20 protein-coding genes and 1 pseudogene are annotated in these 26,150 nt (G+C 73.3%); 12 read left to right on the forward strand and 9 right to left on the reverse strand.

Annotated features, from left to right (window positions below; translation table 11 throughout):
* Positions 1-77: 77 nt before the first annotated feature.
* Positions 78-227: pseudogene (locus AB0D67_RS28685) on the forward strand (leucine zipper domain-containing protein); the annotation flags it as partial.
* A 226-nt stretch (positions 228-453) separates the two neighbouring features.
* Here the strand turns inward: AB0D67_RS28685 and AB0D67_RS28690 are convergent.
* The gene (locus AB0D67_RS28690; protein WP_362942752.1) at positions 454-1,404 is read right to left on the reverse strand and encodes a helix-turn-helix domain-containing protein; all 951 of its coding nucleotides are present in this window, start codon (positions 1,402-1,404) and stop codon (positions 454-456) included.
* Between the two features lie 221 nt (positions 1,405-1,625).
* Between AB0D67_RS28690 and AB0D67_RS28695 the strand changes: the two genes are divergently transcribed.
* Entirely contained in the window at positions 1,626-3,281 is a 1,656-nt protein-coding gene (locus AB0D67_RS28695; RefSeq protein ID WP_362942558.1) for a serine hydrolase, read from the forward strand.
* A 515-nt stretch (positions 3,282-3,796) separates the two neighbouring features.
* On the opposite strand, the gene AB0D67_RS28700 is transcribed toward AB0D67_RS28695, so the two are convergent.
* The gene (locus AB0D67_RS28700) at positions 3,797-4,291 is read right to left on the reverse strand and encodes a DUF3145 domain-containing protein (protein WP_362942566.1); all 495 of its coding nucleotides are present in this window, start codon (positions 4,289-4,291) and stop codon (positions 3,797-3,799) included.
* A 126-nt stretch (positions 4,292-4,417) separates the two neighbouring features.
* Here AB0D67_RS28700 and AB0D67_RS28705 point away from each other — a divergent pair, with 126 nt between their 5' ends.
* From AB0D67_RS28705 to AB0D67_RS28720, 4 genes are all read left to right on the forward strand, one after another.
* Positions 4,418-5,653: a S8/S53 family peptidase gene (locus AB0D67_RS28705; protein WP_362942573.1), complete on the forward strand. Its 1,236-nt coding sequence runs from the start codon at positions 4,418-4,420 to the stop codon at positions 5,651-5,653.
* Positions 5,654-5,714: 61 nt separating this feature from the next.
* On the forward strand, positions 5,715-6,284 hold the full coding sequence (locus AB0D67_RS28710; RefSeq protein WP_362942579.1) for a sigma-70 family RNA polymerase sigma factor: 570 nt from the start codon (positions 5,715-5,717) through the stop codon (positions 6,282-6,284).
* A complete protein-coding gene (locus AB0D67_RS28715; protein WP_362942584.1) occupies positions 6,281-6,745 on the forward strand; it encodes a hypothetical protein in 465 nt (154 codons plus the stop codon). Before AB0D67_RS28710 ends, AB0D67_RS28715 begins: the two co-directional genes overlap by 4 nt.
* Positions 6,746-9,193, forward strand: a complete 2,448-nt coding sequence (locus AB0D67_RS28720) for a CHAT domain-containing tetratricopeptide repeat protein (RefSeq protein WP_362942590.1) — start codon at positions 6,746-6,748, stop codon at positions 9,191-9,193.
* Here AB0D67_RS28720 and AB0D67_RS28725 read toward each other — a convergent pair.
* The 3 genes from AB0D67_RS28725 to AB0D67_RS28735 form a co-directional block, all read right to left on the reverse strand.
* A complete protein-coding gene (locus AB0D67_RS28725; RefSeq protein ID WP_362942597.1) occupies positions 9,133-9,945 on the reverse strand; it encodes a sulfurtransferase in 813 nt (270 codons plus the stop codon). The genes AB0D67_RS28720 and AB0D67_RS28725 overlap by 61 nt on opposite strands.
* A gap of 209 nt (positions 9,946-10,154) precedes the next feature.
* Positions 10,155-10,745 (reverse strand): DUF5998 family protein, encoded by a 591-nt coding sequence (locus tag AB0D67_RS28730; RefSeq protein ID WP_189245531.1) that lies wholly within the window; start codon positions 10,743-10,745, stop codon positions 10,155-10,157.
* 275 nt (positions 10,746-11,020) lie between these two features.
* On the reverse strand, positions 11,021-13,744 hold the full coding sequence (locus AB0D67_RS28735) for a bifunctional GNAT family N-acetyltransferase/acetate--CoA ligase family protein (protein ID WP_362942606.1): 2,724 nt from the start codon (positions 13,742-13,744) through the stop codon (positions 11,021-11,023).
* A gap of 175 nt (positions 13,745-13,919) precedes the next feature.
* Between AB0D67_RS28735 and AB0D67_RS28740 the strand changes: the two genes are divergently transcribed.
* The gene (locus tag AB0D67_RS28740; RefSeq protein ID WP_362942611.1) at positions 13,920-14,813 is read left to right on the forward strand and encodes a sugar kinase; all 894 of its coding nucleotides are present in this window, start codon (positions 13,920-13,922) and stop codon (positions 14,811-14,813) included.
* 105 nt (positions 14,814-14,918) lie between these two features.
* Here AB0D67_RS28740 and AB0D67_RS28745 read toward each other — a convergent pair whose 3' ends face one another.
* Positions 14,919-16,988, reverse strand: coding sequence for a RecQ family ATP-dependent DNA helicase (locus AB0D67_RS28745; RefSeq protein ID WP_362942755.1), 2,070 nt, complete (start codon positions 16,986-16,988; stop codon positions 14,919-14,921).
* A gap of 123 nt (positions 16,989-17,111) precedes the next feature.
* Between AB0D67_RS28745 and AB0D67_RS28750 the strand changes: the two genes are divergently transcribed.
* Positions 17,112-17,747 (forward strand): GNAT family N-acetyltransferase, encoded by a 636-nt coding sequence (locus AB0D67_RS28750; RefSeq protein ID WP_362942616.1) that lies wholly within the window; start codon positions 17,112-17,114, stop codon positions 17,745-17,747.
* Positions 17,748-18,065: 318 nt separating this feature from the next.
* Positions 18,066-20,591: a DNA topoisomerase IV subunit A gene (locus AB0D67_RS28755; RefSeq protein WP_362942622.1), complete on the forward strand. Its 2,526-nt coding sequence runs from the start codon at positions 18,066-18,068 to the stop codon at positions 20,589-20,591.
* 44 nt (positions 20,592-20,635) lie between these two features.
* On the opposite strand, the gene AB0D67_RS28760 is transcribed toward AB0D67_RS28755, so the two are convergent.
* Positions 20,636-21,007 (reverse strand): VOC family protein, encoded by a 372-nt coding sequence (locus tag AB0D67_RS28760; RefSeq protein ID WP_362942626.1) that lies wholly within the window; start codon positions 21,005-21,007, stop codon positions 20,636-20,638.
* A gap of 299 nt (positions 21,008-21,306) precedes the next feature.
* Positions 21,307-21,624 carry a hypothetical protein gene (locus tag AB0D67_RS28765; protein ID WP_362942629.1) on the reverse strand — a complete coding sequence of 106 codons (318 nt, stop codon included), beginning with the start codon at positions 21,622-21,624 and terminating at the stop codon, positions 21,307-21,309.
* A gap of 161 nt (positions 21,625-21,785) precedes the next feature.
* Between AB0D67_RS28765 and AB0D67_RS28770 the strand changes: the two genes are divergently transcribed.
* Positions 21,786-22,310, forward strand: coding sequence for a carbonic anhydrase (locus tag AB0D67_RS28770; protein ID WP_362942632.1), 525 nt, complete (start codon positions 21,786-21,788; stop codon positions 22,308-22,310).
* Positions 22,311-22,387: 77 nt separating this feature from the next.
* Here the strand turns inward: AB0D67_RS28770 and AB0D67_RS28775 are convergent, their stop codons facing one another.
* Complete coding sequence (locus AB0D67_RS28775) at positions 22,388-24,460, reverse strand: DNA topoisomerase IV subunit B (protein WP_362942758.1); 2,073 nt, start codon at positions 24,458-24,460, stop codon at positions 22,388-22,390.
* Between the two features lie 239 nt (positions 24,461-24,699).
* Here AB0D67_RS28775 and AB0D67_RS28780 point away from each other — a divergent pair, with 239 nt between their 5' ends.
* Complete coding sequence (locus tag AB0D67_RS28780) at positions 24,700-24,930, forward strand: hypothetical protein (RefSeq protein ID WP_362942635.1); 231 nt, start codon at positions 24,700-24,702, stop codon at positions 24,928-24,930.
* A 432-nt stretch (positions 24,931-25,362) separates the two neighbouring features.
* Complete coding sequence (locus AB0D67_RS28785) at positions 25,363-26,115, forward strand: peroxide stress protein YaaA (protein ID WP_362942638.1); 753 nt, start codon at positions 25,363-25,365, stop codon at positions 26,113-26,115.
* Positions 26,116-26,150: the final 35 nt, after the last annotated feature.

A 26,150-nucleotide genomic window follows, 5' to 3' on the forward strand; every position in this document is an offset into this window, starting at 1 on the left:
AGCCGCGGCCTGACGACCACCCAACTCGGTGAACCTTTCCGGTCACAGCACTAGGAGCAAACCGCACGGAGGTCTTCGTGTCCCACCGTAACGCCCGGTTGACCGTTCACGGCAGGCGTCTGCTCATCGAGTGTGTCCGTTCGGGCCGCCCCGTCGCCCATGTCGCCGCCGGGACGGGCATCTCCCGCACCACGGCGCACAAGTGGGTGCGCCGGTGGAAGCAGAAGGACGGTGTCGTAGGCGGGGGGGAGCCGGGTGGGGCGGGCGCCCAGGCGCCGCCTCGTAATCTCGGAAGCGGATCCAGGCTCCTGCGACGCCCCGCTGTGCGTAATCTCGGAAGTCACACCTGGGAGGGTGCTTCCGAGATGGCGTGAATCTCGGAACTGCGACGCGGCCCGGCAGGCGCGCGGGTGCGGCCGGAGGGATCGCGGTTGCGACGTCCATCAAGTTTCGTCATCTTCGAGTCCCCTGGGTCGAGCACGGACTGGCGATCAGTGCGTCGCGTTGCCCGGAGTTCAGGCGGTCCGGCCTCGGGGTGATGGCGTACGCGCCGTGCCCGAGCCGCTCCACGGTGAGCGGGTCGGAGAGGATCGGACGACGACTGATCGCGTCCAGGGCGTCGGCCGCCCGCTGGACGGGCCAGTCCAGGGCCGTGGCGAGTTCGTCCACGGTCAGTGGCCGAGCGGCGTACACCAGCGCGGCCAGCACCGTCAGCGCGTCGCGGACGACGGCGTCGGTGAGGCCGCTGTCGTTCATCTGCTCGCTGATCCAGGTGAAGAACTGAGCCATCCGGCCCAGCCGGGTGCCGACGGGCGTGCCGGCACCGAAGATCTCGATCCCGTGCCGTGCGGCCGCCGCGACCGCGGCGTGTGCCCCTGTGTCGGCTTTGAACGCCCGGAGCCAGACGTCGTCGTCGATGACGTACCGCTCGCGGCGACCGGAATCCTGTGTGCGCCTGACCAACTCGATCGCCTCGAGGAAGCCGATGGCCTTGGACACCGACGCCGGGCTGACCTGTAGCCGCCGTACGAACTCGGCGGACGTCAGGCCCCCGGAGTCGGAGGTGAGCAGGCAGACGAACACGCGAGCGGGCATCCGGGGAAGGCCGGTCCCCACCAGCAGCGTCGCGAACCGCTCCACGAAACCGCGCACGGACTCGGCCGGCCGCCCGTCGGCCGGCGGCTCCGTGGTCCGAACCGGTCTGCGGCGGCGGGCGCGCTGCCCGGCGGCCTGCTGGGCGCGGTCGGCCAGGTAGCCGCCGGGCGCGCTGTTGCGTGCCACTTCGCGGCTGATCGTGGACGTGGGCCTGCCCAGCCGCCGGGCGATCTCGGCGTATCCCAGCCCTTCGACCAGCCAGATCGCGATCTGCCGGCGATCCTCATGGGTCAGCCTGCCTCCGGGCATCGGTTCGCCCTCCTGTCGGTTCGGGTCCACGAGTGCGTTCACCAACAGTACATTGCAACGACTGGTTGGCTGGGGTTGCATTTACCAACAATCCTGTTGCAACGATCGACGCGAAAGCCCAGTATTTAAGCGCATACTTGGAAGCCTCTTGTTGACGATCATTGAAATGCAACGTAGCCTTTTCTCGCCCTGAAAGAATCGGGAGGGACGAGGAACCCCTTATGGCAAGAGCGTTGGATGTGTCCCGGATGCGAGCTCGCGTCTCCGGGCTGCTCGCGGAGTACCGGATTCCGAGTGCCGCCATCGGCGTCCTCAGCGACGGGGAGATCACCGACTTCGCGGTCGGCGTCAAGAACATCTCCACGCGGGAGCCCGCGACGACCGACACCATCTACCAGTGCGGCTCCGTATCCAAGACATGGACCGCCCTCGCCTTCATGCAGCTCGTCGACGAGGGGAAAGTCGCCCTGGACGAGCCGGTGCGGACCTACCTTCCTGATTTCCGGGTCGCCGACCTCGACGTCGGCGCCAAGGTCACACCCCGCCATCTCCTCAACCACACCAACGGCATCGAGGAGAACTACGGAGATCCGGGCGAGGACGACGATGTGTACAAGCGCATGGTGGAGAACATCGCCAGCGCACGCCAGGTCCACCCCTTGGGCCACACGCACGGCTACAGCGCGGCCCTGGGCTACGCGATCCTCGCCCGCATCATGGAGGTGATCGACGGCAAGCGGTGGGACGGCATCATGAAGGATCGCCTGTTCGACCCCTTGGGACTGACCTCGACGAGCAGCCGGCATGAGCACGTGGACCGGAAACGGGCCGCGGCCGGATACCTGATCCGATCCCTCGAAGAGGGCCCCATCCTCTCACCGCTGGGTCACCTGCCGCGCTCCTTCGGCCCCGGAGGCAACGTCAACACGACGGCCCGGGAATTGCTCACGATGGCGTACGTCTTCCTTAACGAAGGAAAAGCACCGAACGGAACCAGAATCGTCTCACCCGGCATCATCCGAGAGATGACGGAGTCGCGCGTCCCCATACCCGACCCGTACATGTTCGGGCCGGAATGGGCACTCGGCCTCATCGTGTGCGATTGGCACGGCCAAACCGTCTACGCCCACGACGGCAGTGCAGTCAGCCAAAGCGCCCGCCTGCGGATCCTGACGGAATCGAACATCGCCATCTCGATGCTGGCGAACGCCGGGCCGCGCGACAGCTTCTACCGGAAGGTGTTCAACGAAATCCTGACCGACCTCGGCGCGGTCACGATCCCCGACCTGCCGGAGCCCGACCCGACTTTGGCCCTCGATCTGTCCAGGTACGAAGGCTCCTACGAGCGCCCCGGCACCCGCTACGAAGTGGCGGCCGACCGCGGAAAACTCCACCTCAAATTCACCCTGAACCCCATGGAGGCGCAACTCCTCAATAAACCAGAACGGCTCGACTACGAGCTGTACCCGATCAGTGAGACTCACTTCTTGATGCCTTCGGACGATCCGCTCGAGGACCCTCAAACCGTCGCGATCTACGACTTCGAGAATGGTGTCGCACAATATCTCCACATCAATTGCCGAGTGAATCCGAGAGTCAATGAGGAGGGCACCAAAGTGCACATCATGGCTGTTTCCACGATTTCTGACAACAACGGTTTCTGGGATTCCCTGAAGAAGGCGTACGGCCAGCTTCCCAAGGGTGCCAAGTGGACGCTGGCGGTGGCGAGCACTGACGGGACCAAAGCGGTGAACGTCATCGTCCACGACTCGATCGACGGCGTCAGGAGCTTCTTCGAAGATCACGTCGGCCTCTTCGCCACGACGGAATACTTCGAGGCCGACGCGTCCAACGCGGTCGGCCTCCCGACGACCTGACCGCTCCTTGCGCTGCCGTCCGCCCAAGCTGCGATGGCGGTGCACCGTTCAGATCCATGCGGCCGTTGTCCTGCTCGGGGGTACATCGGGCGTCTTCGCGCAGCCGATGCAGGTGATGATCGCGGAAGCCGCGGCCTGGCCTTCCGCTTCGACGAGACTCCCGAAAGCCATCTGGCCGGCCTGCACCTCCGCGGAGCTCTCTTGTGGATCCGAAGCCTTCAACCCGCCTGAAGATCCGAAGTCCGTACAGGCCCGTCCCCTTCCGGGAATCCGGGGCCCGCGAGCCCCGGGAGACCCGCGTGACGCGCGACGCCCCCACCGGCCGAGGCCGGTGGGGGCGTTCTGCTCGTACGGGGAGGGAACGGCGTGCCGTGACGCGTCCGGGGGGCCGGGGCCGCCGGAGGACCGCGCCGGGAGGGACCGCGCGCCGCCGGGCGGCCACGGGGTAGGGCGCCGCCGCCGGACGACCGCGCGGCGCGCCGTAGGGCGACCGTGCGGGAAGGGTTCGCGCGCCGTCAGACGGCGGCGTGCAGCCAGCGGACCGGCGCGCCCTCGCCCGCATACCTGAACGACTCCAGCTCGGCGTCCCACTGCTTGCCGAGCAGCCTGTCGAGCTCCTCCTCCAGGACCACCCTGCCCTGCCGCGCCATGAGCATGACCGAGCGCAGGCGGTCCTCGGGCACCAGGATGTCACCCGAGGCGCCGATCACCGCCGTGAAGGCGCCGAGGGACGGCGTGTAGGCGTGCCGGGACCCGTCGGCACCCGGCGAGGGGTCCTCGGTGATCTCGAACCTGATGCGCTGCCAGCCCATCAGGGACGAGGTGATGGCCGCCGCCGTCCCCGGGCGGCCGACCCATTCGGCCTGCGCGCGCACGTGGCCGGGCGCGGCCGGCTGCGGGGTCCAGTTCAGGTCGACGGGCACGCCAAGGACACCCGCGACCGCCCATTCGATATGCGGGCACAGCGCAGGCTGAGCCGAGTGGACGTAAAGCACGCCACGAGCAGACACCGGACCTCCCGTTTCGTACGAGGTGCGCCTTCCCCAACGGCCTCGACCAGGATGATCACAAGTGACTGTAGGAGAGACTACCGTCGGTTGTGACGCCGCACCAGAGGGGGGTCATACCGAGATGCCGTGCGACCGGCCTCCGGCTGGGGCATGCTCGAAGTGAGACGATCCGACGATCCGCCGCCCGACCCCCCGGAGAGCCACATGGACGCCGACATCGAACGGGTGGAGCCCGTCCCGGGAGCACCGGCTCTGATCAGGCGTGACCAGCTGCTGACGGACGCCCCCGGCATGGCGGCCGTCGCCCGGTGGACCACGGCGGTGACCGAGGCCGACGGCGTCTTCCGGATACGGCTGGTGCCCGGCGTCGACGTCTGCGACCTCGCCGCCACGGTCCGCGACCGCGGGCACGCGGCCTCCCCCAACCACATCCTGGTGGGCCAGCCCCTCTTCTTCGGGGGCCCGGCCTCCCGGCCCTTCCCGGCGCCTCCGCCTCCGCCTCCGCCTCCCGGCGCCGCACCGGGAGGCGGGCCGGACGGACCCGGGGGCCCCGGGAACGACGAGGATCGCGGCGGCATCCCGGGCGGGTCGGACAGACCCAGTGGACCCGGCGGACCCGGCGGGCCGGTGACCGTCGCGGTCGCCGACACCGGCCTGGCCGCGCACCCCTGGTGGCGGGACCTCCCGTGGTTCCTCGAACGGCGGCGCGAGGCCGCCGAGGTGCCCGACGACGACGGCGACGGGCGGCTGGACCCCCAGGCCGGGCACGGCACGTTCGTCACCGGGCTGATCCTGCGGTCGGCGCCCGAGGCGCGGGTGCGCCCGCTGCGGGTGCTGGACGGCCGCGGCGTCGGAGACGAGGCCGGGCTGCTTCGGGCGCTGACGCGGCTGCGGGACGAGCCGCCCCAGGTGCTCAACCTCTCCCTGGGCGGGCACACCTACGACGACCGGCCATCCCCCCTTCTCGAGGCCGCCATGGCCGGCCTGCCGGGCACCGTCGCGGTGGCCTGCGCGGGCAACACGGCCTCCGACCGGCCGTTCTGGCCGGCCGCGCTGCCCGGGGTGATCGCCGTCGGCGCGCTGGACGCGGCCGGACGGGACCGGGCGCCGTTCTCGGCCCACGGCCCCTGGGTCGACGCCTGCGCCCCCGGGGAATGGCTGACCAGCTCCTTCCTGGAGCACGGGGCGTTCCACGGCTACGCGCGCTGGAGCGGCACCTCCTTCGCCGCCGCCGTGGTCAGCGGCGCGATCGCCGCAGCGACCCGGGGGCGGACACCCGCCGAGGCCGCGGCGCACGTCCTCGATCCGGAACGGAACCGAAAAATCTCAGATCTGGGCGTCGTCGTGGCCGGGCCAAGGTAAAGTCTCACCCAAAGTCACCACTGAGACACGAAGAGTGTCCGGGACGGCTTCGGAGGCTCCGGTGAGCGACCAGCACACGATCGACGCCGCGCTGGCGGGCGACCAGGAGGCGTGGGACACGCTGGTGAACCGGTTCTCCGGTCCCCTGTGGTCGGTGGCCCGCGCCCACGGCCTGAGCGCGGCGGACGCCGCGGACGCGGTGCAGGGCACCTGGCTGCGGCTGCTGGAGAGCCTGCACACCATCCGCGACCCCGGCCGGCTCGGCTCGTGGCTGTTCACCACGGTCCGGCGGGAGGCGTCCCTGCTCCGCAGGCGGAGCCGCGGCGAGCGGCCGGTCGCCGACCCGGCCGACGCCGGCGAGGTCCGCCCCGGCCCGTCACCCGCCGAGGCCGCCCCCGACCCGGCCCTGATCGTGCTCAGCGCCGACGAGGGCCGCCGTCTCTGGCTGGCCGTCGAGGCGATGCAGGAGCCGTGCCGCTCGCTGTTCCGGCTGATGGCCACGGCTCCCGACGCGGGCGTCCACCAGCTCGCCGGACGCCTGGGCATGCCCAGCGGCAGCTACGGCCCCACCCGGGGCCGGTGCCTGAACCGACTACGCACCATGCTCACCGCTCAGGAGGCCGCATCTTGACCCGACGTCCCGCCGCGATCGACGACGAGTCCCTGATCGCCGCGCTCCGCCTGGCGGCCGGCCGCGACCCCGTGCCCGGTCACATCCCGGCGGCCGCGCGCGCGGCCTTCGGCCTGCGGCTGCCCGGCGCGGCCACGGCCCTGCCCGTGGCCGCGCCGGCGCCGCGGGACGTCCGCGACGGCGGGCAGGACCGGCTGCTCCGCTTCACCGCGGCCGGACTCACCGTCGACCTGGAGGTCACCGCGATGGACGGCCTGGTCGACCTGGCCGGGCAGGTCTCCCCCTGCCCCGAGGAGGGCACGCGGGTCGAGGTCCGCACCCCGCACCTCACCGAGGCGCGGGAGCTGTCGGCGACCGGTCAGTTCGCCGTGACGGGCCTGCCGCCGGGCTGGTTCAGCGTGGTGTGCCACCGGCCGGGGCAGGTCCCCGTCGTCACCAGCTGGACCAGGATCCGCCCGTAGGTGGCCCCCGACGAAGCGCTCGCCGCCGCCGAGCGGGCACTGGAGCTGTCCGGCAGCGACCCGGCCGCCGCGCGGGAGCTGGCGCGCGACATGCTCCGTGCCGCCCTCCCCGCGGAGGCCGCGGCGGTCGCCCACCGGGCGCTGGCGGTGGCCGCGCGGGAGCTGGGAGACCTGCCGCTGGCCGAGGAGCACCTGCGGAGCGCGGTGCGCGTGGCGCTGCGGGCGGGCCTGCCGTACCGGGCGGCGCAGGCGCGGCTGTCGCTGGTGCACGTCCTCACCGAGCTCGGCCACCCCCGGCGGGCGCTGGCCGTCGCGGCGGCGGCCGAACCATGTCTGCCGCCGGCCGAGACGGCCAGGCTCGCCGTGCACCGGGCCGGGGCGCTGACCCGCCTGGGCCGCTACGCCGAGGCCCTCGCCCAGTGCGACCGGGCCGTGGGCGCCCTGGACGGCGACGCCTACTATCTCGCCGGGGCCCTGCTGAACCGGGGGCTGAGCAGGGTGTTCCTGGGGCGCTTCGGGGAGGCCGAGGCCGACCTGCGCCGCTGCGCCGAGCTGGCGCGGGACGCGGGCCTGGACCACGTGCTCACACTCGCCGAGGGCAATCTGCCGTTCCTGGCGGCCCGGCGCGGTGACCTGCCCGCCGCGTTCGCCGCCTACCGGCGCGCCGAGAGCAGCCTGTTCGGCTTTCCCGAACGGCTCGCGGCGATGCGCTGCGACCTGGCGGAGGCATTGGTCGACGCGCACCTGCCGGGTGAGGCGCGGGCGCTGCTCGACCTGGCGGTTCCGGAGCTCGCGGCGGCGGGGGCGGAGGTGGCGCTGGCCGACGCCCGACTGCTGCTCGCCCGGGTGGAGCTGCGCACCGGCGACCCGCGCCGCGCCGCGGAGCACGCCGAGCCGGCCGCGGCCGCCCTGGCCGCGCAGGGCAGGACGGCGCTGGTGCCGCTCGCCGCCGAGGTGCTGTTGCGGGCCCGTCTGGCGTCCGGCCCGCCGTCCCCTGAGCTGGCCGCCGAGTTGCTCTCGTGCGCGGCCGACCTCGACGGCGCGGGCCGCCCCGACCTCTCCCGCGAGCTGCGGTTCACCGCGGCCGAGACCGTCCTGCGGCTGGGCGACCGGGCGTCCGCCCGCGAGCGGCTCGCCGTCCTCGCCCGCGGAGCCCCGGGGCTGCTCCGCCACCGGGCCGCCGCGCTGCACCGGGCCCTGTCCGGCGACCGGCGCGGCGCGTTCGCGGCCGTCCGCGCCGGACTGGCCGAGGCGGGTTCCACCGCGGCCGCCCTCGACGACCCCGCGATCCGGGCGTACGCCGTCGGCGCCGGTGAGCCGCTGGCCCGCTTCGGGCTGGAGCTCGCGCTGGAGACGGGGCGGGGCCGCGCTGTCCTCGCCTGGGCCGAGCGGTGGCGGGCGGTCGCCGGGGGTCCCGGGCGGCCCGTGGCTCCCGGCGTCGAGGAGCTGCGGGCCGCCCTGGGTGATGCGGCGCTGGTGGAGTTCGTCCGCGACGGCGACGGGCTGGTGGCCGTCGCCGTCGCCCCCGAGCGCGTCGCGCTGCGCCGGCTCGGTCCCTTCGCCGCCGTCGCCGAGGCCACCGTGCGGCTCCGGTACGGCCTGCGCCGGGCGCACCTGCGTGACGGCCGGGCCCCGGCGCTGGACGGCGACGCGGCGTTGCTGGAGCGGCTGCTGTTCGGCGCGCTGCGCCGGCCGCTCGGCGACCGGCCGCTGGTGATCGTGCCGACCGGTTCGCTGCACACCCTGCCCTGGCCGGTGCTGCCGATGAACGCCGGCCGTCCCGTCACCGTGGCGTCCGCCGCGGCGGCCTGGCTGGCCGGGCACCGGGCGCCCGCCGTACCGGGCGGGAGGACCGTGGCGGTCGCGGGTCCGGCGCTGCGCTGCGCCGGGGCCGAGGCCGCCATGGTCGCCGCCCGCCGCCCCGGCACGGAGGCGGTGGCGGCGCGGCGGGCCGAGGTGCTGGCGGCGCTGGAGGGCGCGGAGGTGGCGCACTTGGCCGCGCACGGGGTGTTCTCCCCGGGCAGCCCGCTGCTGTCCAGCATCCACCTCGACGACGGGCCGCTGATGGCCTACGACCTGCTGCGGCTGCGCCGCCCGCCCGCGTTGGCGGTGCTGTCGGCGTGCGACGCGGGCATGGCGCGGGTGCCCGCCGACGGAGCTCCGCTGGGGCTGGCCGGGGCCTTCCTGTCGGTGGGCTCGCGGTGCGTGGTGGCCAGCCTGGTGCCGGTGCGCGACGAGCCGGCGCTGGCGCTGATGGAGGTCTTCCACGAGCTGCTGGCCACCGGGCGTCCGCCGGCCCGCGCGCTGGCCGCGGCGAGCGCGAAGACCGGGGTGGCGGGGTTCGCCTGCTTCGGGTACGGCGACCTGCCGATGCCGGCCGGGAGAGGTCAGCCGGTGGCGACCGGCCGGGAGGGGTCGGCCACCCAGTTGGACCAGGAACCGACGTAGAGGGCGGCGGGGACGCCCGCCACGTCCAGCGCGAGCACCTGGTGCGCCGCCGTCACACCTGAGCCGCAATAGGTGCCGACCGCGACGCCCGGCACGGCGCCCAGGGTGTTGAACCGCTCGCGCAGGAACTCCGGCCGGTGGAAGAGCCCGGCGGGATCGACGTTCTCGAAGGTGGGGGCGCTCACCGCACCGGGGATGTGCCCGGCGACGGGGTCGATCGGCTCGACCTCGCCCCGGTAGCGTTCGGCGGCGCGGGCGTCCAGCAGCACCCCCTCGCCTGCCAGCTCCAGCGCCTGACCGGCGTCGAGGACGGGCATCCCGCCGGGCCGCGCGGTGAAGTCGCCGGGCCGTACGGACTCCTCGCCCGCCGCGACGGGCCGCCCCTCGGCCGCCCAGGCGCGCAGGCCGCCGTCGAGGACGCGGACGTCGGGGTGCCCGAAGTAGCGCAGCGTCCACCACGCCCGCGCGGCGGCGGTGGCGTCGGCCTCGTCGTAGACGACGACCGTACGGGAGCCGGACACGCCCAGGCGGCGCATCGCCTCCTGGAACGCCCCGGCCTCCGGCAGCGGGTGGCGGCCCTGCGGTCCGGGCGGCGCGGCGAGGTCGGCGTTGAGGTCGCAGAAGACCGCGCCGGGGATGTGGCCCTCGCGGTAGGCGTCGGCCCCGGGCGGGCCGCCGAGCTTCCAGCGCACGTCCAGGACGGCCGGGCCGTCCAGGGCCTCCAGCTCGGCCGGAGTGATCAGCGGGCTCATCAGGGTCTCCCCTTCGCAGAGGTTCGGGATGCGGGACGGCGCGGAGCCGGCCCCGGGAGGGCGCCGGACACCGCGGCGGGGGAAGCGGCGAGGTGGTGGAACGGCGGGCCGGCGATCGCGCCACGGCGACGCCATGGCGTTACGGCGGCGATACGGCGGCCTCCCGGCCGCCGGGCATCGGCCGGGAGGCCGGGAGGCCGGGAAGCCGGTTACGAGGCGGCGCGGGCGGTGGCCTCCGACAGAGCCTTGGCGAAGGTCAGCACGTGGGAGACCGCCTCGGGGCCGTCGGCCGCCTCGCTCACGCGCAGCGACAGGTCGTCGGCCGTGACGGCCCCGGTGTAGCCGTGGTCGGCCTCGCAGTTCTCGTCGCCGCAGGTGGCGGGCTCCAGGTCGACGTGGGAGATGGCCCCCCAGCCGATGGTGAGCGTCACCTCCGTGGGCGGCACGCCCGGCACGTAGGAGGCGGGGTCGGGGACCACCCGGGTGACGGAGACCGACTGGATCCGGCTGAGCCGTACCGCCTCGGTGGTCGTGGAGGCGTGCGACGCCGAGACCCCCTCCACCGCGGGGTGCTCGTCGGTGTGGCAGACGAGCAGCCGGGTGGGTGTGAGAACCAGGACGGTGACGTGCCTGCGCACCTCCATCGCCGGGTCGAAGGTGGCCTCGTGGTGCACGACGTACGCCGTCACCTGCTCCTTGCCCAGGGCGGATTCGACCGCGTCGGTGACCAGGTCGGGGTAGTAGCCGCTGCGGTCGATGGCGTCGCGCAGCCCGGTTGCCGAGAGTCGGGTATCCCTCATGGGTCCATCCTGCCCTGTCCGGGGCAGCGCTTTCACCTCCAGCACGCCCTCTCCCGCCGGACGCGTCGGCCCGTGGACTCCCGCGGCCCGTGGCCCGCGCCGTCCGGCCCGGCACGGTTCAGGCCGTACCCGGCCGTACGGCACGGCGGTCAGCCACCGTCCGGCACGGCACGGCACGGCACGGGCCACGCCCCGGCCGTACGGCACGGCGATCCGCCGCGGGCCGCCTCAGGAACCAGGCCGTACGGCACGGCGGTCCGCCGCCGCGGATCACCTCAGGCCGGGAACCCGCCCAGGCGGCGCGGGCCGTCGTCGATCCGCGGGCCGGGCGGCTCGCGCAGCACGGCGCGCGCCCCCAGGACGATCGCCTCCGACTCCCCCACGAGCACCGGGTCGAGGTCGAGCCTGGCCACCTCGGGCAGGTCGTCGGCCAGCCGCCCGACCCGGACCAGCAGGTCCGCGAGGGCCTCCACCGCGACGGGCGGATAACCGTACCCGCCGAGCAGCAGGGGCGCCGTGCGCGGCGCCCGCACCAGGGCCCCGGCGTCCTCCCGGGTGAGCGGGGCGAGCCCGTACACCTCGTCGCGCAGCAGCCGGGCGGTGACCTCGCCCAGCCCGAACGACACGACCGCGCCGAACGCGGCGTCCTCGACGACGCCGATCACCGTCGGCACCGCGGGCTGCGGGACCATCCGCTGCACCGCGAGCGCGGCGTCCCGGCCGAGCTGCCGGGACAGTCCCTCGAACGCCTCGCGCACCCCGTCGGGGCCGGTCAGGCCGAGCCGTACGGTCCCGGCGCGCTTGGCCGCCCCGGGGTCGGCGGCCTTGAGCGCCACCGGCCAGCCCAGCCGTTCGGCCGCCGCCACGGCGCGTTCCGCGGAGTCCACCCGCTCGGCCGGCCACACCCGCACCCCGTAGCAGGCGAGCAGCCCGGCGGCGTCGATCTCAGCCTTCTCCCCCCACGGCTCGGCGGCTTTCTCCCCCCACGGCCCGGCGGGGCCGGTCACGACCGTCCCCTCCGGCGGTGCGGCGCCGGTCCCGGCAGGGTCTTTCCGCAGTGCGGCCCGCACCAGCCGCCGCGCGGCCGCGGTGTCCACGCCCTCCGGCTCCTCCGGGATCCCCGCGGGCCGCTCCCGCCAGCGGGCGTACCGCACGGCGTGGGACAGCGCGCGGACCGCCTCCTCCGGCGCCGGGTACGACGGGATCGACCCCCACCCGGGCACCGAGTCCGTCCGCAGTTCCGGCGGCATGCCCGTCCGGCCCTCGAACGTGGCCAGCACCGGCTTGCCGTGGTCGCGCGAGACCCGTAGCAGCTCGGCGGCCACCTCGGCGGCCGGACCGGGGATCGGCGGCATGTAGATCACGACGACCGCGTCCACGTCAGGCAGCACCGACGCGAGGCCCGCGCCGAACTCCGCCGCCCCCGCGGCCGCGCCGAGGTTGACCGGCGGCCTGGGCTCCAGCCCGGCCCGCACGCAGGCGTCCGCCGCGAGCAGCGCCATCGCGTCGGAGTTGCTGACCAGGCCCACCCGGGGCCCGGCCGGCAGCGGCTGGTGGGCCAGCAGCTGCGCCACGTCGAACTGCTGGACCAGGTCGTCCACCCGGATCACCCCGGCCTGCTCGAACAGCGAGCTGAGCGCGGTGTCGGGCAGGCCGAGCACCGGCGCGGCGTGACCCGTCGGCACGTTCTGAGTGGTTCCGCCGCTCTTGACCACCACGATCGGCTTGCGGCGGGAGATCCGCCGGGTGAGGCGGGCGAACTTGCGGGGGTTCCCCAGCGACTCCAGGTAGAGGAGGATCACGTCGGTGGCGGGGTCCTCCTCCCAGTACTGCAGCAGGTCGTTGCCCGAGACGTCGGCCCGGTTGCCCGCCGACACGAACGAGGAGATGCCCATGCCGCGCTGGGCCACCCGCTGCAGCAGCGCGGTGCCCAGCGCGCCGGACTGGCTGAAGAAGCCGACCCGTCCGCGGCCGGGGACGGTCGCGGCGAGCGTGGCGTTCAGCCGGACCGCCGGGTCGGTGTTGGCGACGCCGAGGCAGTTGGGGCCGACGACGCGCAGGCCGTACGCGCGGGCGATGCGGACCAGCTCGTCCTGCCTGGCGCGCCCCTCGGGGCCGGTCTCGCCGAATCCGGAGGAGACCACGATCAGCCCGCGCACGCCCTTCTCCGCGCACTCCTTGACCACCTCGATCACCCCCTCGGCGGGTACGGCCAGCACCGCGAGGTCCACCTCGCCGTCGATGGCCGTCACGCCGGGATAGGCCCGCACCCCGGCGACCGCGCGGGCCTCGCGGTGCACCGGGTACACCGGTCCGGTGAAGTCGGCGGCGAGCAGGTTGCGCAGCACGGTCTGCCCGACGCCGCCGGGCTCGCGGCCGGCGCCGACGACCGCCACCGACCTCGGGGACAGCAGCCGCTCGATCGAACGCGCCTCGGCCCGGTGCTCGCGGGCGGCGGTCACCTCCTGGGAGGTCTCGGTGGGGGTGAGGTCGAGGATCATCCGGACCACGCCGTCGGCGAAGCGGCTCTGCGCGGTGTAGCCGGCCTGCTTCAGGACACCCATCATCTTCTGGTTGGCCGGCAGGACGTCGGCGACGAACCGGGAGATCCCCCGCTCCCGGGCCGTGGTGGCCAGGTGCTCCAGCAGCACCGAGGCGACCCCGCGGCCCTGGTGGGCGTCCTCGACGAGGAAGGCCACCTCGGCCTCCGCCGGGTCGATCCGGTCGTAGCGGATGACCGCCACCATCTCCGTGCCGATCGTGGCGATCAGCGCGACCCGGTCGGTGTAGTCGACGTTGGTGAACCAGGTGATCTCCCGGTCCGAGAGGCGGGGTCTGGGGCCGAAGAAGCGGAAGTAGATCGACTCCTCCGACAGCCGCGAGTAGAACGCGCGCAGCAGATCGGCGTCGGCCGGATGGATCGGTCGGACATGGGCGGTCCCGCCGTCCGACAGGACGACGTCCGCCTCCCAGTGGGCGGGGTACTGAGCAGCCTCCACAGTCCCGAGAGTAAACGCGAATCACACAAGCCGGACCAGCCGGGCGGATTCCCGCAACGCTTGTGCATCGACTGCGCCCCGCTCTCCGCTCCCGACCCCATACGCGGTCCGGAAGCTGTTAAGTTTTTCGCGGCTAGAGGCACTTCAGCATCGAAGGCAGCAAGGTGGTGGCATCATGGCGCGGGTGGTCGTGGTGGGCGATCTCATGACCGACGCCGTCGCGCGGGCTCGCTACCCGCTGGCCCGGGCCAGCGACACACCGGCGATCGTCACCATGCACGGAGGCGGCTCGGGGGCCAACATCTCCTCCTGGCTCGCCGTCGAGGGCGCCGAGGTCGCCTTCATCGGGCGCCGCGGCGCCGACATCACCGGCCGCAACCGCGACATGGAGCTGATGGGCTACGGCGTCGACGCCCGCCTGGTGATGGACCCCGAACGGCCGACCGGTACGTGCGTGGTGCTCATCACCCACAAGGGAGAGCGCACCATGCTGTCCGACCCCGGTGCCAACGCCGCGCTGTCGCCCGAGGACCTGCCGCGCGACCTGTTCCTCCAGGGCGGTCACCTGCACCTGTCGGGTTACACCCTGATCAACGAGGGGTCCCGCGAGGCGGGGCTCGCCGCCCTGAAGCTGGCCGGCCGCGCCGGGATGACCGTCTCGGTCGACTGCTCCTCGTCGGCGCCTCTTGAGCGGACCGGCGCCGAGCCGTTCCTGGAGTGGACCGAGGAAGCCACGCTGCTGTTCGCCAACGCCGACCAGGCCAAGGTGCTGACCGGCCGCGACGACCCCGCCGCGGCGGCCAAGGTGCTCACCGCGTGGTTCCCCCAGGTCGTCGTCAAGCTCGCCGCCGAGGGCGCCCTGTGGTACGCCAACGGCCGCGGCGAGCCGGTGATGTGCCCGGCCGAGACGGTGAACCGCGTGGTCGACGGCACCGGCGCCGGCGACGCCTTCGTCGCCGGGTTCCTGCCCTCCTGGCTGGAGAAGAAGCCCCCGGCGGAGGCGCTCTCCGCCGGCTGCCGGCTGGCCGCCAAGGCGATCTCGCACCTCGGCGCCCGCCCCCGCCTCTGACCCTCCGTACGGCCCGGCTCGTCCCGGCCCGCCCGGTACGGTTCACCCGTGCCCGGCCGGGACCGGCCGGGCACGCCGTACGCGCGGGCCGGCCGCGGGCTCAGGTCAGCTCGTCACGGCGAGGACCAGCGGCAGCACCGCCGGGGCTCCGGCGTGGCGGATCATCGCGGCGGCCAGGGTCACGCTCCAGCCCGTGTCGACGCGATCGTCGACCAGCAGGACCGGCCCGCCCGCCTGGGCAACGGCCGCGGCGAGCGCCGAGGGCATGGCCAGGGTGGCGCGGACCGCCTGGACCCGCTGGGCGCTGTTGAACTGCCGGCCCGGCGGACCGGAACGGTATCCCAGCTCGCCCAGGAAGGACAGCCTGCCGACCTGGGCCAGCCGCTCGGCCAGGCTGCGGACGAGCAGCGGCCTGCTCGCCGAGGGCATCGCGACCACCGCCGTCGGCCGCTGCTCCCACTCCCACGACGACAGCACCTTCACCACCGCGGCGAAGACGTCGTCGGGCACCGGGCCGTCGGGGGCGTTCTCGGCCAGCAGGCCGCGCAGGCGGTTGCCCCAGCCGATGTCGGTCAGCCGGCCCAGCGCCCGGCCGGTCCCCGCGCCCAGCTCCGGCTTGATCCGGCCCTTGAGGTCGGTCAGCCCGGTCGGCCACTGCCTGCGGGGCTCGATCTCCACACCGGGACGGTGCAGGGTCGCCGCCGCCCGCTCCACAGCCTCCGCGGCCACCTCGGGCGAGCGGTGCGCGCCGGTGCAGTTGTCGCAGCGTCCGCAGGGCACGGCGGCGTCGTCGTCCAGGCAGCGGCGCAGGAACACCTCGCGGCACTCGGTGGTGCCGAGGTATTCGAGCATGGCCTTCTGCTCGGCCTCGCGGGCCTCGGTCACCCGGGCGTAGCGGTCGGTGTCGTAGTGCCACGGCTCGCCGGTGGCCTCCCAGCCGCCCCTGACCCGGCGCACCGCGCCGTCCACGTCGAGGACCTTGAGCATGGTCTCCAGGCGGCTGCGGCTGAGGTCGACGCGGTTCTCCAACGCGGCCGTGGACAGCACGCCGCCCTCTTCCAGGGCCGCCAGCACGGCCCGCACGACCGGCTCCGGGGGGAAGGCCAGGGAGGCGAAGTAGGCCCAGATCTCGCGGTCCTCGGGGCCGGGCAGCAGGATCACCTCGGCTCGCTCGACCCCGCGGCCGGCCCGGCCGACCTGCTGGTAGTAGGCGACGGGCGACTGGGGCGCGCCGACGTGGACGACGAAGCCGAGATCGGGCTTGTCGTATCCCATGCCGAGCGCGGAGGTGGCGACCAGCGCCTTGACCTTGTTGTCCAGCAGAGCCTGCTCGGCGGCCAGCCGTTCGGCCTGCTCGGTCTGCCCGGAGTAGGCGATCACCTCGTGGCCCTGCCCGCGGAGGTAGGCGGCGATCTCCTGGGCCGCGGCCACGGTGAGGGTGTAGACGATGCCCGAGCCCGGCAGCTCGTGCAGCGTCTGCGCGAGCCAGGCCATGCGCTCCTCGGCGCCGCGCAGCCGTACGACGCTCAGGTGGAGGCTCTCGCGCTCCAGCGCGCCGCGCAGGACGAGGGTCTCCTCGCCGAGCTGTTCGGCGACGTCACGGGTGACGCGGGCGTTGGCGGTGGCGGTGGTGGCCAGGACCGGCACGCCCTCGGGCAGCCCCTCGAACATCGTGCGCAGCCTGCGGTAGTCGGGGCGGAAGTCGTGGCCCCAGTCGGAGATGCAGTGCGCCTCGTCCACCACGACCAGGCCCGCGCTCTCGGCCAGCTCGGGCAGGACCTGGTCGCGGAACTCGGGGTTGTTGAGCCGCTCGGGGCTGACCAGCAGCACGTCGACCATGCCCTCGGCGACCTGGCCGTAGACCTGTTCCCACTCCTCGGGGTTGGCGGAGTTGACGGTGACGGCGTGGATCCCGGCACGCTCGGCGGCGGCGATCTGGTTGCGCATCAGGGCCAGCAGCGGCGAGACGATGACGGTCGGCCCCTCGCCCAGCTCGCGCAGCAGGGCGGTGGCGACGAAGTAGACCGCCGACTTGCCCCAGCCGGTGCGCTGCACCACGAGCACCCGGCGACGGTCCATCACCAGCGCCTTTATCGCCGACCACTGGTCCTCGCGCAGCCGGGCGTGCTCACCGGCCAGCGCCCGCAGCCGCCCCTCGGCCTCTTCACGCAGCATCTGCTCTTCGCTCACGGCTCATTGCTACCAGTTCCGGCGGACTGTTTTCCGCATCACCCGGATCTCCCTGGTTCCCGGGCGGCGGACCGGCGCTCCCCCGCGGCGTGGTTGGATGCAGGCATCATGGACGTGACCACCTGGTACCTCGAACAGACCTCCCCCTCCGATCTGATCCCGGCCAGGCCCCCGGCGATCGCGCTCGACATCGCACTCGCCGAGGTGCCCTCCCCCGAGTTCAGCCGGTTCCTGTACACGGCGGTGGGCGGCGACTGGCACTGGAGCGAACGGCTCTCGTGGACCTGGCAGCAGTGGGCCGACCTGCTGGCGGGCGGGGTGGAGACCTGGGTGGCCCACCACCGCGGCACCCCGGCGGGATACGTGGAACTGCTGCCCTGCGACGACGGGGCGGTGGAGATCACCTCCTTCGGCCTGCTGCCGTGGGCGATCGGCAGGGGTGCCGGCGGGCGCCTGCTGGAGGCCGGTACGGCCCGCGCCTGGGACATCGCCGACCGCCGGCCGAGCCTCGCGCCGACCCGGCGGGTGTGGCTGCACACCTGCTCCCTCGACGGCGCGGCCGCGCTGCCCAACTATCAGGCGCGGGGGTTCCGGATCTACGACACGAAGGTCAACGCCCCGGGCGACGCCTATGACGGCCCGCCGGCCGGCGCGTGGCCGGGAGCGGGGCCGCGGCCGTACGGGGGCCCTGGTGCCGCCCCGGAGCGCGGGCGGGACGAGGAGGGCGCTCCCGGGCGCGGGTGAGCCCGGGGGGACCTCCGGGCCGCCGGTGGGGCGTCGGCGACGCTCCCGGACGCTCCCGGCGCCGCTCCCGGGTGTTCCCGGCCGAGTCCGGCGCGCCCGGCGGCGCGCGCGGACGTCCGGAAGTGTCACCGGGCGTGAGTATGGTAACGACACGCGGAACGGCCGCCGACGCCGTCCGCGTGAGCCCCGCGCACCACCCGGACACTTCCCGGGCGCGCCGGGGCCCGGCGGTTGTGACACCACGAAGACGAGGAAGACGACAAGGAGGACGCGCTTCCCTCCCGGCCTCCGGGCCGGGGCCCGCGCGAGGAGAATCTGATGGCCCGACGGACGACCAAACCCCCGACTGAGGATTTCGAGGAGCGGATCGTCGACATCGACGTGTCCGCCGAGATGCGCACCAGCTTCCTCGAATACGCGTACTCGGTCATCTACCAGCGCGCGCTGCCGGACGCCAGGGACGGCCTCAAGCCCGTCCAGCGGCGCATCCTCTACTCGATGAGCGAGATGGGCCTGCGGCCCGACCGGGGACACGTCAAGTCGTCGCGGGTCGTCGGCGACGTGATGGGCAAGCTGCACCCGCACGGCGACACCGCCATCTACGACGCGCTGGTCCGCATGGCCCAGCCGTTCTCGATGCGGCTGCCGCTGGTCGACGGGCACGGCAACTTCGGCTCCCCCGACGACCTGCCCGCCGCGATGCGTTACACCGAGGCCCGCCTGGCCTCCGCGGCCATGGCCATGGTGCAGTCGATCGACGAGGACACCGTCGACTTCAAGCCCAACTACGACGGCCAGGAGACCGAGCCCACGGTCATGCCGTCGGCGTTCCCTAACCTCCTGGTCAACGGCGCCACCGGCATCGCGGTCGGGATGGCGACCAACATGGCGCCGCACAACCTCGTCGAGGTCGTCGCCGCCGCCCGGCACCTGATCAAGAAGCCGGACGCCACGCTCGACGACCTGATGCGGTTCGTCCCGGGCCCCGACCTGCCGACCGGCGGCATCATCATCGGCCTGGACGGCATCCGCGACGCCTACGCCCGCGGGCGCGGCACCTTCCGGATGCGCGCCAAGTGCGCCGTCGAGCAGGTCAGCCCCCGCCGCAAGGGCATCGTCGTCACCGAGCTGCCGTTCAACGTCGGCCCCGAGCGGGTGGTCACCAAGATCAGGGAGTTGGTGACGGCCAAGAAGCTCCAGGGCATCTCCGACCTGAAGGACCTCAGCGACCGTCACAGGGGCCTCAGGCTGATCATCGAGATCAAGAACGGCTTCATCCCCGAGGCCGTGCTGGAGGAGCTGTACCGCCTCACGCCGATGGAGGAGAGCTTCGGCATCAACAACGTGGCGCTGGTCGACGGCCAGCCGCGCACGCTGGGCCTGCGTGAGCTGCTCCAGGTGTACGTCGACCACCGCCTCGACGTGGTCCGCCGCCGCTCGGCCCACCGCCGCCGCAAGCGCGAGGAGCGGCTGCACCTCGTCGACGGCCTCATCGTCGCCCTGCTCAGCATCGACGAGGTCATCCAGGTCATCCGTTCCTCCGACGACTCGGCACAGGCCCGCGCCCGGCTGATGGAGATCTTCGACCTGTCGGAGATCCAGGCCGCCTACATCCTCGACACCCCGCTGCGCCGGCTGACCCGCTTCGACAAGCTGGAGCTCGACCGGGAGAAGGAGACGCTGCAGGCGGAGATCGCCGAGCTGACCGAGATCCTGTCCTCCGACACCCGGCTGCGCAAGGTCGTCTCCGACGAGCTGGCCCAGGTCGCCAAGACCTTCGGCACGCCGCGCCGTACGGTCCTCCTGGAGTCCTCCGGCGTCACCAGGAGCGCCGCGGTGACCCTGGAGGTCGCCGACGACCCGTGCCTGGTCCTGTTCTCCTCCACCGGTCTGCTGGCCCGCACGACCGACGCCTCCCCGCTGCCGGGCGAGGGTGAGCGGTCTGCGCACGACGTGCTGGTGTCGGTGGTGCGCAGCACGGTCAGGGGGGAGGTCGGAGCGGTCACCAGCGAGGGCCGGATGATCCGCGTCCAGGTCGTCGACCTGCCGACGCTGCCCCCGACGGCCGACCCGCCCTCGCTCTCCGGCGGCCACCCGGTGTCGGAGTACGTCAGCCTCTCCCCGGGGGAGACGGTCGTCGGCATCGGCTCGCTCGATCCCGACGGTCCCGGCCTGGCGCTGGGCACCGTGCAGGGAGTGGTCAAGCGGGTCGTCCCCGACTACCCGCCGAACCGCGACGAGTTCGAGGTGATCGGGCTCAAGGACGGCGACCGGGTGGTGGGCGCCGCGGAGCTCACCTCCGAGGACCACGACCTGGTGTTCATCACCTCCGACGCCCAGCTGCTCCGTTACCCGGCGACCAGCGTCCGCCCGCAGGGCCGCCCGGCCGGCGGCATGGCGGGCATCCGGCTGGACGGTGACGCCTCGGCGATCTGGTTCGGCGTGATCGACCCCGCGCGCGAGTCCAGGGTGGTGACGATCGCGGGGTCCTCCACCGCCCTGCCCGGCACCCAGATCGGCGGCGCCAAGATATCCGACTACGCCGAATACCCGGCCAAGGGCCGCGCCACCGGAGGCGTCCGGGCACAGCGATTCCTGAAGGGCGAGGACGTCCTGCTGCTCGCCTGGGCCGGCCCGGCACCGGTCCGCGCGGCCTCGGCCGTCGGCAAGCCCGTCCCGCTGCCCGAGGAGCTGGGCCGCCGCGACGGCTCGGGGGTGCGTCTCACCCACACGGTGGCGGCCGTGGGCGGGCCGATCGGCCCTGCCGGCGACGTGCCGGACGGCGCGTCAGGCGGGGCCCCGGGTGCCGGTCAGGTCCCCGCGCCGACGCCCGCGCAGGACTGACCCGCGTCCCGCCCGGAGCGTGGCCCCGGGCGGGACGGCGGTCGTCAGATGATGCAGAGGCAGAAGGGGTGCCCGGCGGGGTCGAGGAAGACCCGGAAGTCGTCGTCCTCCTCGTCGGGCTGGTGGGAGTGCTTGACCGCGCCCAGCGCGAGCGTCCTCGCCTCGGCCTCGTCCAGGTCGTCCACGGCGAAGTCCAGGTGGAACTGCTGGGGGATCCCGGAGTCGGGCCAGGTGGGCGGCCGGTGGCCGGGGGCCAGCTGGAAGCAGAGGCGCCGGCCCGACTCCCCGTCGGTGAGCGTCACCCAGTCGTCCTCCACATTGGTGATCTTCCAGTCCAGAAGCGCGCCGTAGAAGCCGGCGAGGCCCTTCGGGTCTGGGCAGTCGAGGACCACCGACCGCATCCTTGCTATCGCCATGTTCTCTCCTGACAGTGGTGTCCGGCCCGGGACGACGGTGCCCGTGACGCGGTCGCCGCGTCTCACCTTGCTTCCCGGCGGCGGCGAAGCAAACCCCGGCCCGGACACGTGCGCCCTCACCCGGGGCGTACGCCCTCACGCCGCGGGCGCGCCTCCGGCCGCGCGTGGCGTCCCTCCCGCCGGGCTCATGGGCCCCCCGCCCCCACGCCGCGTGTGCGCCCCCCGCCGGGCTTGTGCGCCCCCACCGGACGGCGGCGCCCCCGTCCCGGGCTGCGCGCCACGGCGGGCCGCTGGGCCGCTCAGACGGGTGCCTCCTGCACGGCGAGGCTGATCCTCGCCAGCAGCTCCTGCGGGTCGCCCGACTCCCAGGAGCGCACGATCCGGACGACCTGCTCGCCGGGCCGGAACTCCTCGTGCCCCGACGGTCCGAAGCAGCCCGCGCCGACGAGGACGGCGACCAGGGGGTCGTCGTCGCCGAGCGACCGGGTGTGGACCGCGGCGTCGAGCAGCGCGAGCGCCGAGCGCGCGTTGCGCCCTCCGTCGCGGACCTCCACCCGGTCCAGTTTCCGCCTGCCCTCGGCACGCAGATAGTCGGCCAGGGACTCGATCCTGCTCATGGCAAGCTCCAGCTTTCCGTACGCGATGTCACAGAGCGATCACGCACAGTCAACCACGCCTGCGGGATCTCCATGAAGTCGGCACGGACGGGACCCCGGAAACTCCTGTGAAAAGGACATGCAGGATCATTGGCTCATCGACCACGACCGTAGGGGGTTCAATGCCGCACGGGTTTTCCGGAGGCGTCTTCGACGATCTGCTGACGGCCAATGAGAGGTTCTCGGCCACGTTCACGGACTCCGAGCTGACCGGCCGGGCCGCCCGCGGGCTGGCGGTGGTCACCTGCATGGACTCCCGGATCGACCCGCTGGGGGTCTTCGGGCTCAGGCCCGGTGACGCCAAGATCCTGCGCAACGCCGGGGCGCGGGTCACCGACGACGTCCTGCGCACGCTGGTGCTCGCGGTCTACCTGCTGGGCGTGAACCGGGTGCTCGTCATGCCGCACACCGACTGCGGCATGGCCAAGGCGACCGACGAGGACGTGCACCAGCTCGCCGCCCGGCAGGGCGTCGACACCAGGAGCCTGGAGTTCCACACCGTCCCCGACCAGGACGCCGCGCTGCGTCACGACCTGACCCGCATCAGGACCAGCCCGTTCCTTCCGTCGGACCTGGCCGTCGGAGGCGCCATCTACGACGTGCGCACCGGGAAGCTCGCGCCCGTCGAGGCGGACTCCGCCTCCTAAAGGCGCCCTCAGGCGGTCCTGAGGCGTCTCTGACGCCTCAGGACCGGCCGGCCCCGGCATGGGGCCGCGGTCGAGCCTCAGGCGTCGATGTGGTCGCGGTCGACCTCGGCTGCGCTGCCCACGATGAACTCCCGGCGCGGGGCCACGTCGCTGCCCATCAGGAGGGCGAAGATGTTCTCGGCCGCCTCGACGTCCTCGATCCGCACCCGGCGCAGGGTGCGGTGGCGGGGCTCCATGGTGGTCTCGGCGAGCTGGTCGGCGTCCATCTCCCCGAGTCCCTTGTAGCGCTGCACCGGGTCCTTCCAGCGCTTGCCACGGCGCTCCAGGTCGCGCAGGACCCTCTGCAGCTCGGCATCGGAGTAGCAGTAGACGTACTTGTCCTGCCCCCGGCCGGGGTTGGTGATCTCGATCCGGTGCAGCGGCGGGACCGCCGCGAAGACCCGGCCCGCCTCGACCATCGGCTTCATGTAGCGGTGGAACAGGGTCAGCAGCAGGCAGCGGATGTGGGCGCCGTCGACGTCGGCGTCGGCCATGAGGATGACCTTGCCGTACCGGGCGGCCTCGATGTCGAACGAGCGGCCCGAGCCCGCGCCGATGACCTGGATGATCGCGGCGCACTCGGCGTTCTTCAGCATGTCGGCGACGGACGCCTTCTGCACGTTCAGGATCTTGCCGCGGATCGGCAGCAGCGCCTGGAACTCCGAGTCGCGGGCGGCGCGGGCGGTGCCCAGCGCCGAGTCGCCCTCGACGATGAACAGCTCGGTACGGTCGACGTCGTCGCTGCGGCAGTCGACCAGCTTGGCGGGGAGCGCCGAGTTCTCCAGGGCGGTCTTGCGCCGCTGGGTGTCGCGGTGCTCGCGGGCGGCGATGCGGGCCTTGGCCGCCGCGACGATCTTCTCCAGGACCGCCCGCATCTGCTGCTTGGCGCGGCGCGGCGGGTCGGTGAACAGCTCCCTGAGCTCGCGGGAGACGACGTGGGAGACGATCCTGGAGGCCGCGGCGGTGCCGAGGACCTCCTTGGTCTGCCCCTCGAACTGCGGTTCGGGCACCCGGACGGTCACCACGGCGGTGAGGCCCTCCATGATGTCCTCGCGGGTGACCGGGGCGTCGCCGTTCTTCAGCAGGCGGCTCTCGCGGAGCAGTTCGTTGAGCGTGCGGACCAGCGCCCGCTCGAACCCGTTGACGTGGGTGCCGCCCTTGGAGGTGGCGATCACGTTGACGAACGACCGGACGGTGTTGTCGTAACCCTTGCCCCAGCGCAGCGCCACGTCCACGGTCAGCTCGCGCTGGATCTCGGTGGGGGTCATGTGGCCCAGGTCGTCGAGGACCGGCACGGTCTCGTGGAAGTGGCCGACGCCCTGGATGCGCAGCACCTCGCAGATCGCCTCGTCGCGGGCGAGGAACTCGGTGAACTCCGAGATGCCGCCGTCGAAGCGGAACTCCTCCTCGACCGGCTCCTCGCCGCGGCTGTCGCGCACGGACAGGGCCAGGCCGGGGACCAAGAAGGCGGTCTGGCGGAGGCGGACGTGGATCTCGTCGAGGGAGACCTCGGCCTCGGGGAGGAAGATCTGACGGTCGGCCCAGAAGCGGACGCGCGTGCCGGTGACCTTGCGGGGGACCGTGCCGGTCTCGCGCAGGCCGGACTTCTTCTTGAACTTGCCGCTGGGACCGTCGCCGTCGAAGACGCCCGGGACGCCACGGCGGAAGCTGATCGCGTGGGTCGTGCCGTTGAGGTCGACCTCGACGTCGAGCCGGGAGGACAGGGCGTTGACCACGGAGGCGCCGACGCCGTGCAGGCCGCCCGACGCGGCGTAGGCGCCGCCGCCGAACTTGCCGCCGGCGTGCAGCTTGGTGTAGACCAGCTCGACTCCGGCGAGACCGCTCTTGGGCTCGATGTCCACCGGGATGCCGCGGCCGTCGTCGCGGACCTCGATCGACCCGTCGGGGTGGAGCTCGACCTCGATGCGGGTGCAGTGTCCCGCCAGGGCCTCGTCCACGCCGTTGTCGACGATCTCCCAGAGGCAGTGCATGAGGCCGCGACTGTCGGTGGACCCGATGTACATGCCCGGGCGCTTGCGGACGGCCTCCAGCCCCTCCAGCACCGACAGATGCCGAGCGGTATAAGCCGTCTCCGTACTGACCGCGGTCACGCCCACTCCACTTCGCTCGAACACGTGTGCGCAGCCTACCGTCCTTCCCGCCGCGCCGTGTACAAGCTTGCCACCCGGGGGCCTCCGGCGTTACCTCCGGTGTGATCTCTCTTACCCCTGGGCACTTTCCGCTCTGGGCGTAGCGGGGGCCCGGTTGGGAACGTTCGCATCGGGTTAGATGTTCTCTCAAGTGACTGACGCCAGATCCCTCCAATCGGGGATGACCTGAAAGGCGATACGTGACTGGAATTCTCGCCCCCACCAAGCAGCTGACGGCCGCGGATCGTTGCGACCGGTGCGGCGCACAGGCCTACATCCGCGCGACCCTGCCCGCGGGCGGAGAGCTGTTGTTCTGCGCCCACCACGGCCGGCAGCACGTGGCCGTGCTGCGCGACAAGGGCGCCGACATCCAGGACGAGTCGGCGCGCCTCAGCGACACCCCTTCGAGTGCGAAAGAAGACGAACGCTAGAAGCCGACGGGAGCCGGTAGTGATATCGCCCCACCATGGCGCCCTCCCTCCGCCCGTCCGGCGGCCGGGCCGGGCGTCCGGCTCTGGCTTGATCCGATATATCCGCCGCGCCCCCCTCCCCCGGCCCCACCGGGGCGGGGAACGCGCTCTCACCCGTCCATGGCCGTGGCTCCACACACGTGGTGCCACGGCCATGCGGTAGCTCCACCCCTCACACCTCCGCCTCACCCGGGCGCACGGTGTTCCCTGCCACGCCGTCACGCGCCGCCCCGGCCGTACGGTGATCCGCCGTGGCCGCCTTCACCGCGTGAGCCTTCCCGGCCACGCGGCGACCGCCCCCGTCGTCGCCGGGCCCTCGTACCGCGTCCCGGCCGTACGGCGACCCGCCCCCTTCCCCGCCCGCGCGCACCGAGCCCACTACGCTCGGCGACTGTGCTGATTCTGCTGCCGCCGTCGGAGGGGAAGGCCGAGCCCGCCGAAGGCCCCGCCCTCGACCCGTCCCGGCTGAGCTTCCCGTCGCTCAACCCGTCGCGGGAGGCCGTCCTGTCCGCGCTCGTCGCACTGTGCGAGGGGCCCCGGGCGCAGGCCGTGCTGGGGCTTTCTCCCGGACTGCTCGGCGAGATCGGCAGGAACCGGGCCCTGCGGACCGCGCCCACGCTGCCCGCCGCCGAGCTCTACACCGGCGTGCTCTACGACAACCTCGGCCTCGCCACGCTGTCCCCGGGGGCCGCGGGCCGGGCGGCCCGGAGTCTGGTGATCTTCTCCGGTCTGTGGGGTCTGCTGCGGCCCGCCGACCGGATCCCGTCCTACCGGCTGTCCATGGCCGTGCGGCTGCCCCCGCTCGGCGGTCTCGCGGCCTGGTGGCGCCGCCCGGTGACCCCTGTCCTCGACGCCGAACCCGGCCTGGTCGTCGACCTGCGCTCGGGCGCCTACGCGCCGGCCTGGCGTCCGGGCGGCCGCGCCGTCGCGGTGCGGGTGCTCAGGGACGGCAGGGTCGTCAGCCACATGGCGAAGGCCACCCGGGGCGCGGTCGCCCGCTCGCTGCTGGAGTCGGGTGACGACCCCGGGACGCCGGAGGAGCTGGCGAAGGTGCTGGACGGCATGGGCCACGACGTCGTGCTCGGTCCCGAACCGGCCGCCGGACGGCCGTGGATCCTCGACGTCGCCGCGCGTGACGGGACCTGACGAGGTTTCGTGACACGACGAGGGGACTCGCGGCA

This window comes from Streptosporangium sp. NPDC048047, assembly GCF_040653115.1.
In the GTDB taxonomy this organism is placed as follows: domain Bacteria; phylum Actinomycetota; class Actinomycetes; order Streptosporangiales; family Streptosporangiaceae; genus Streptosporangium.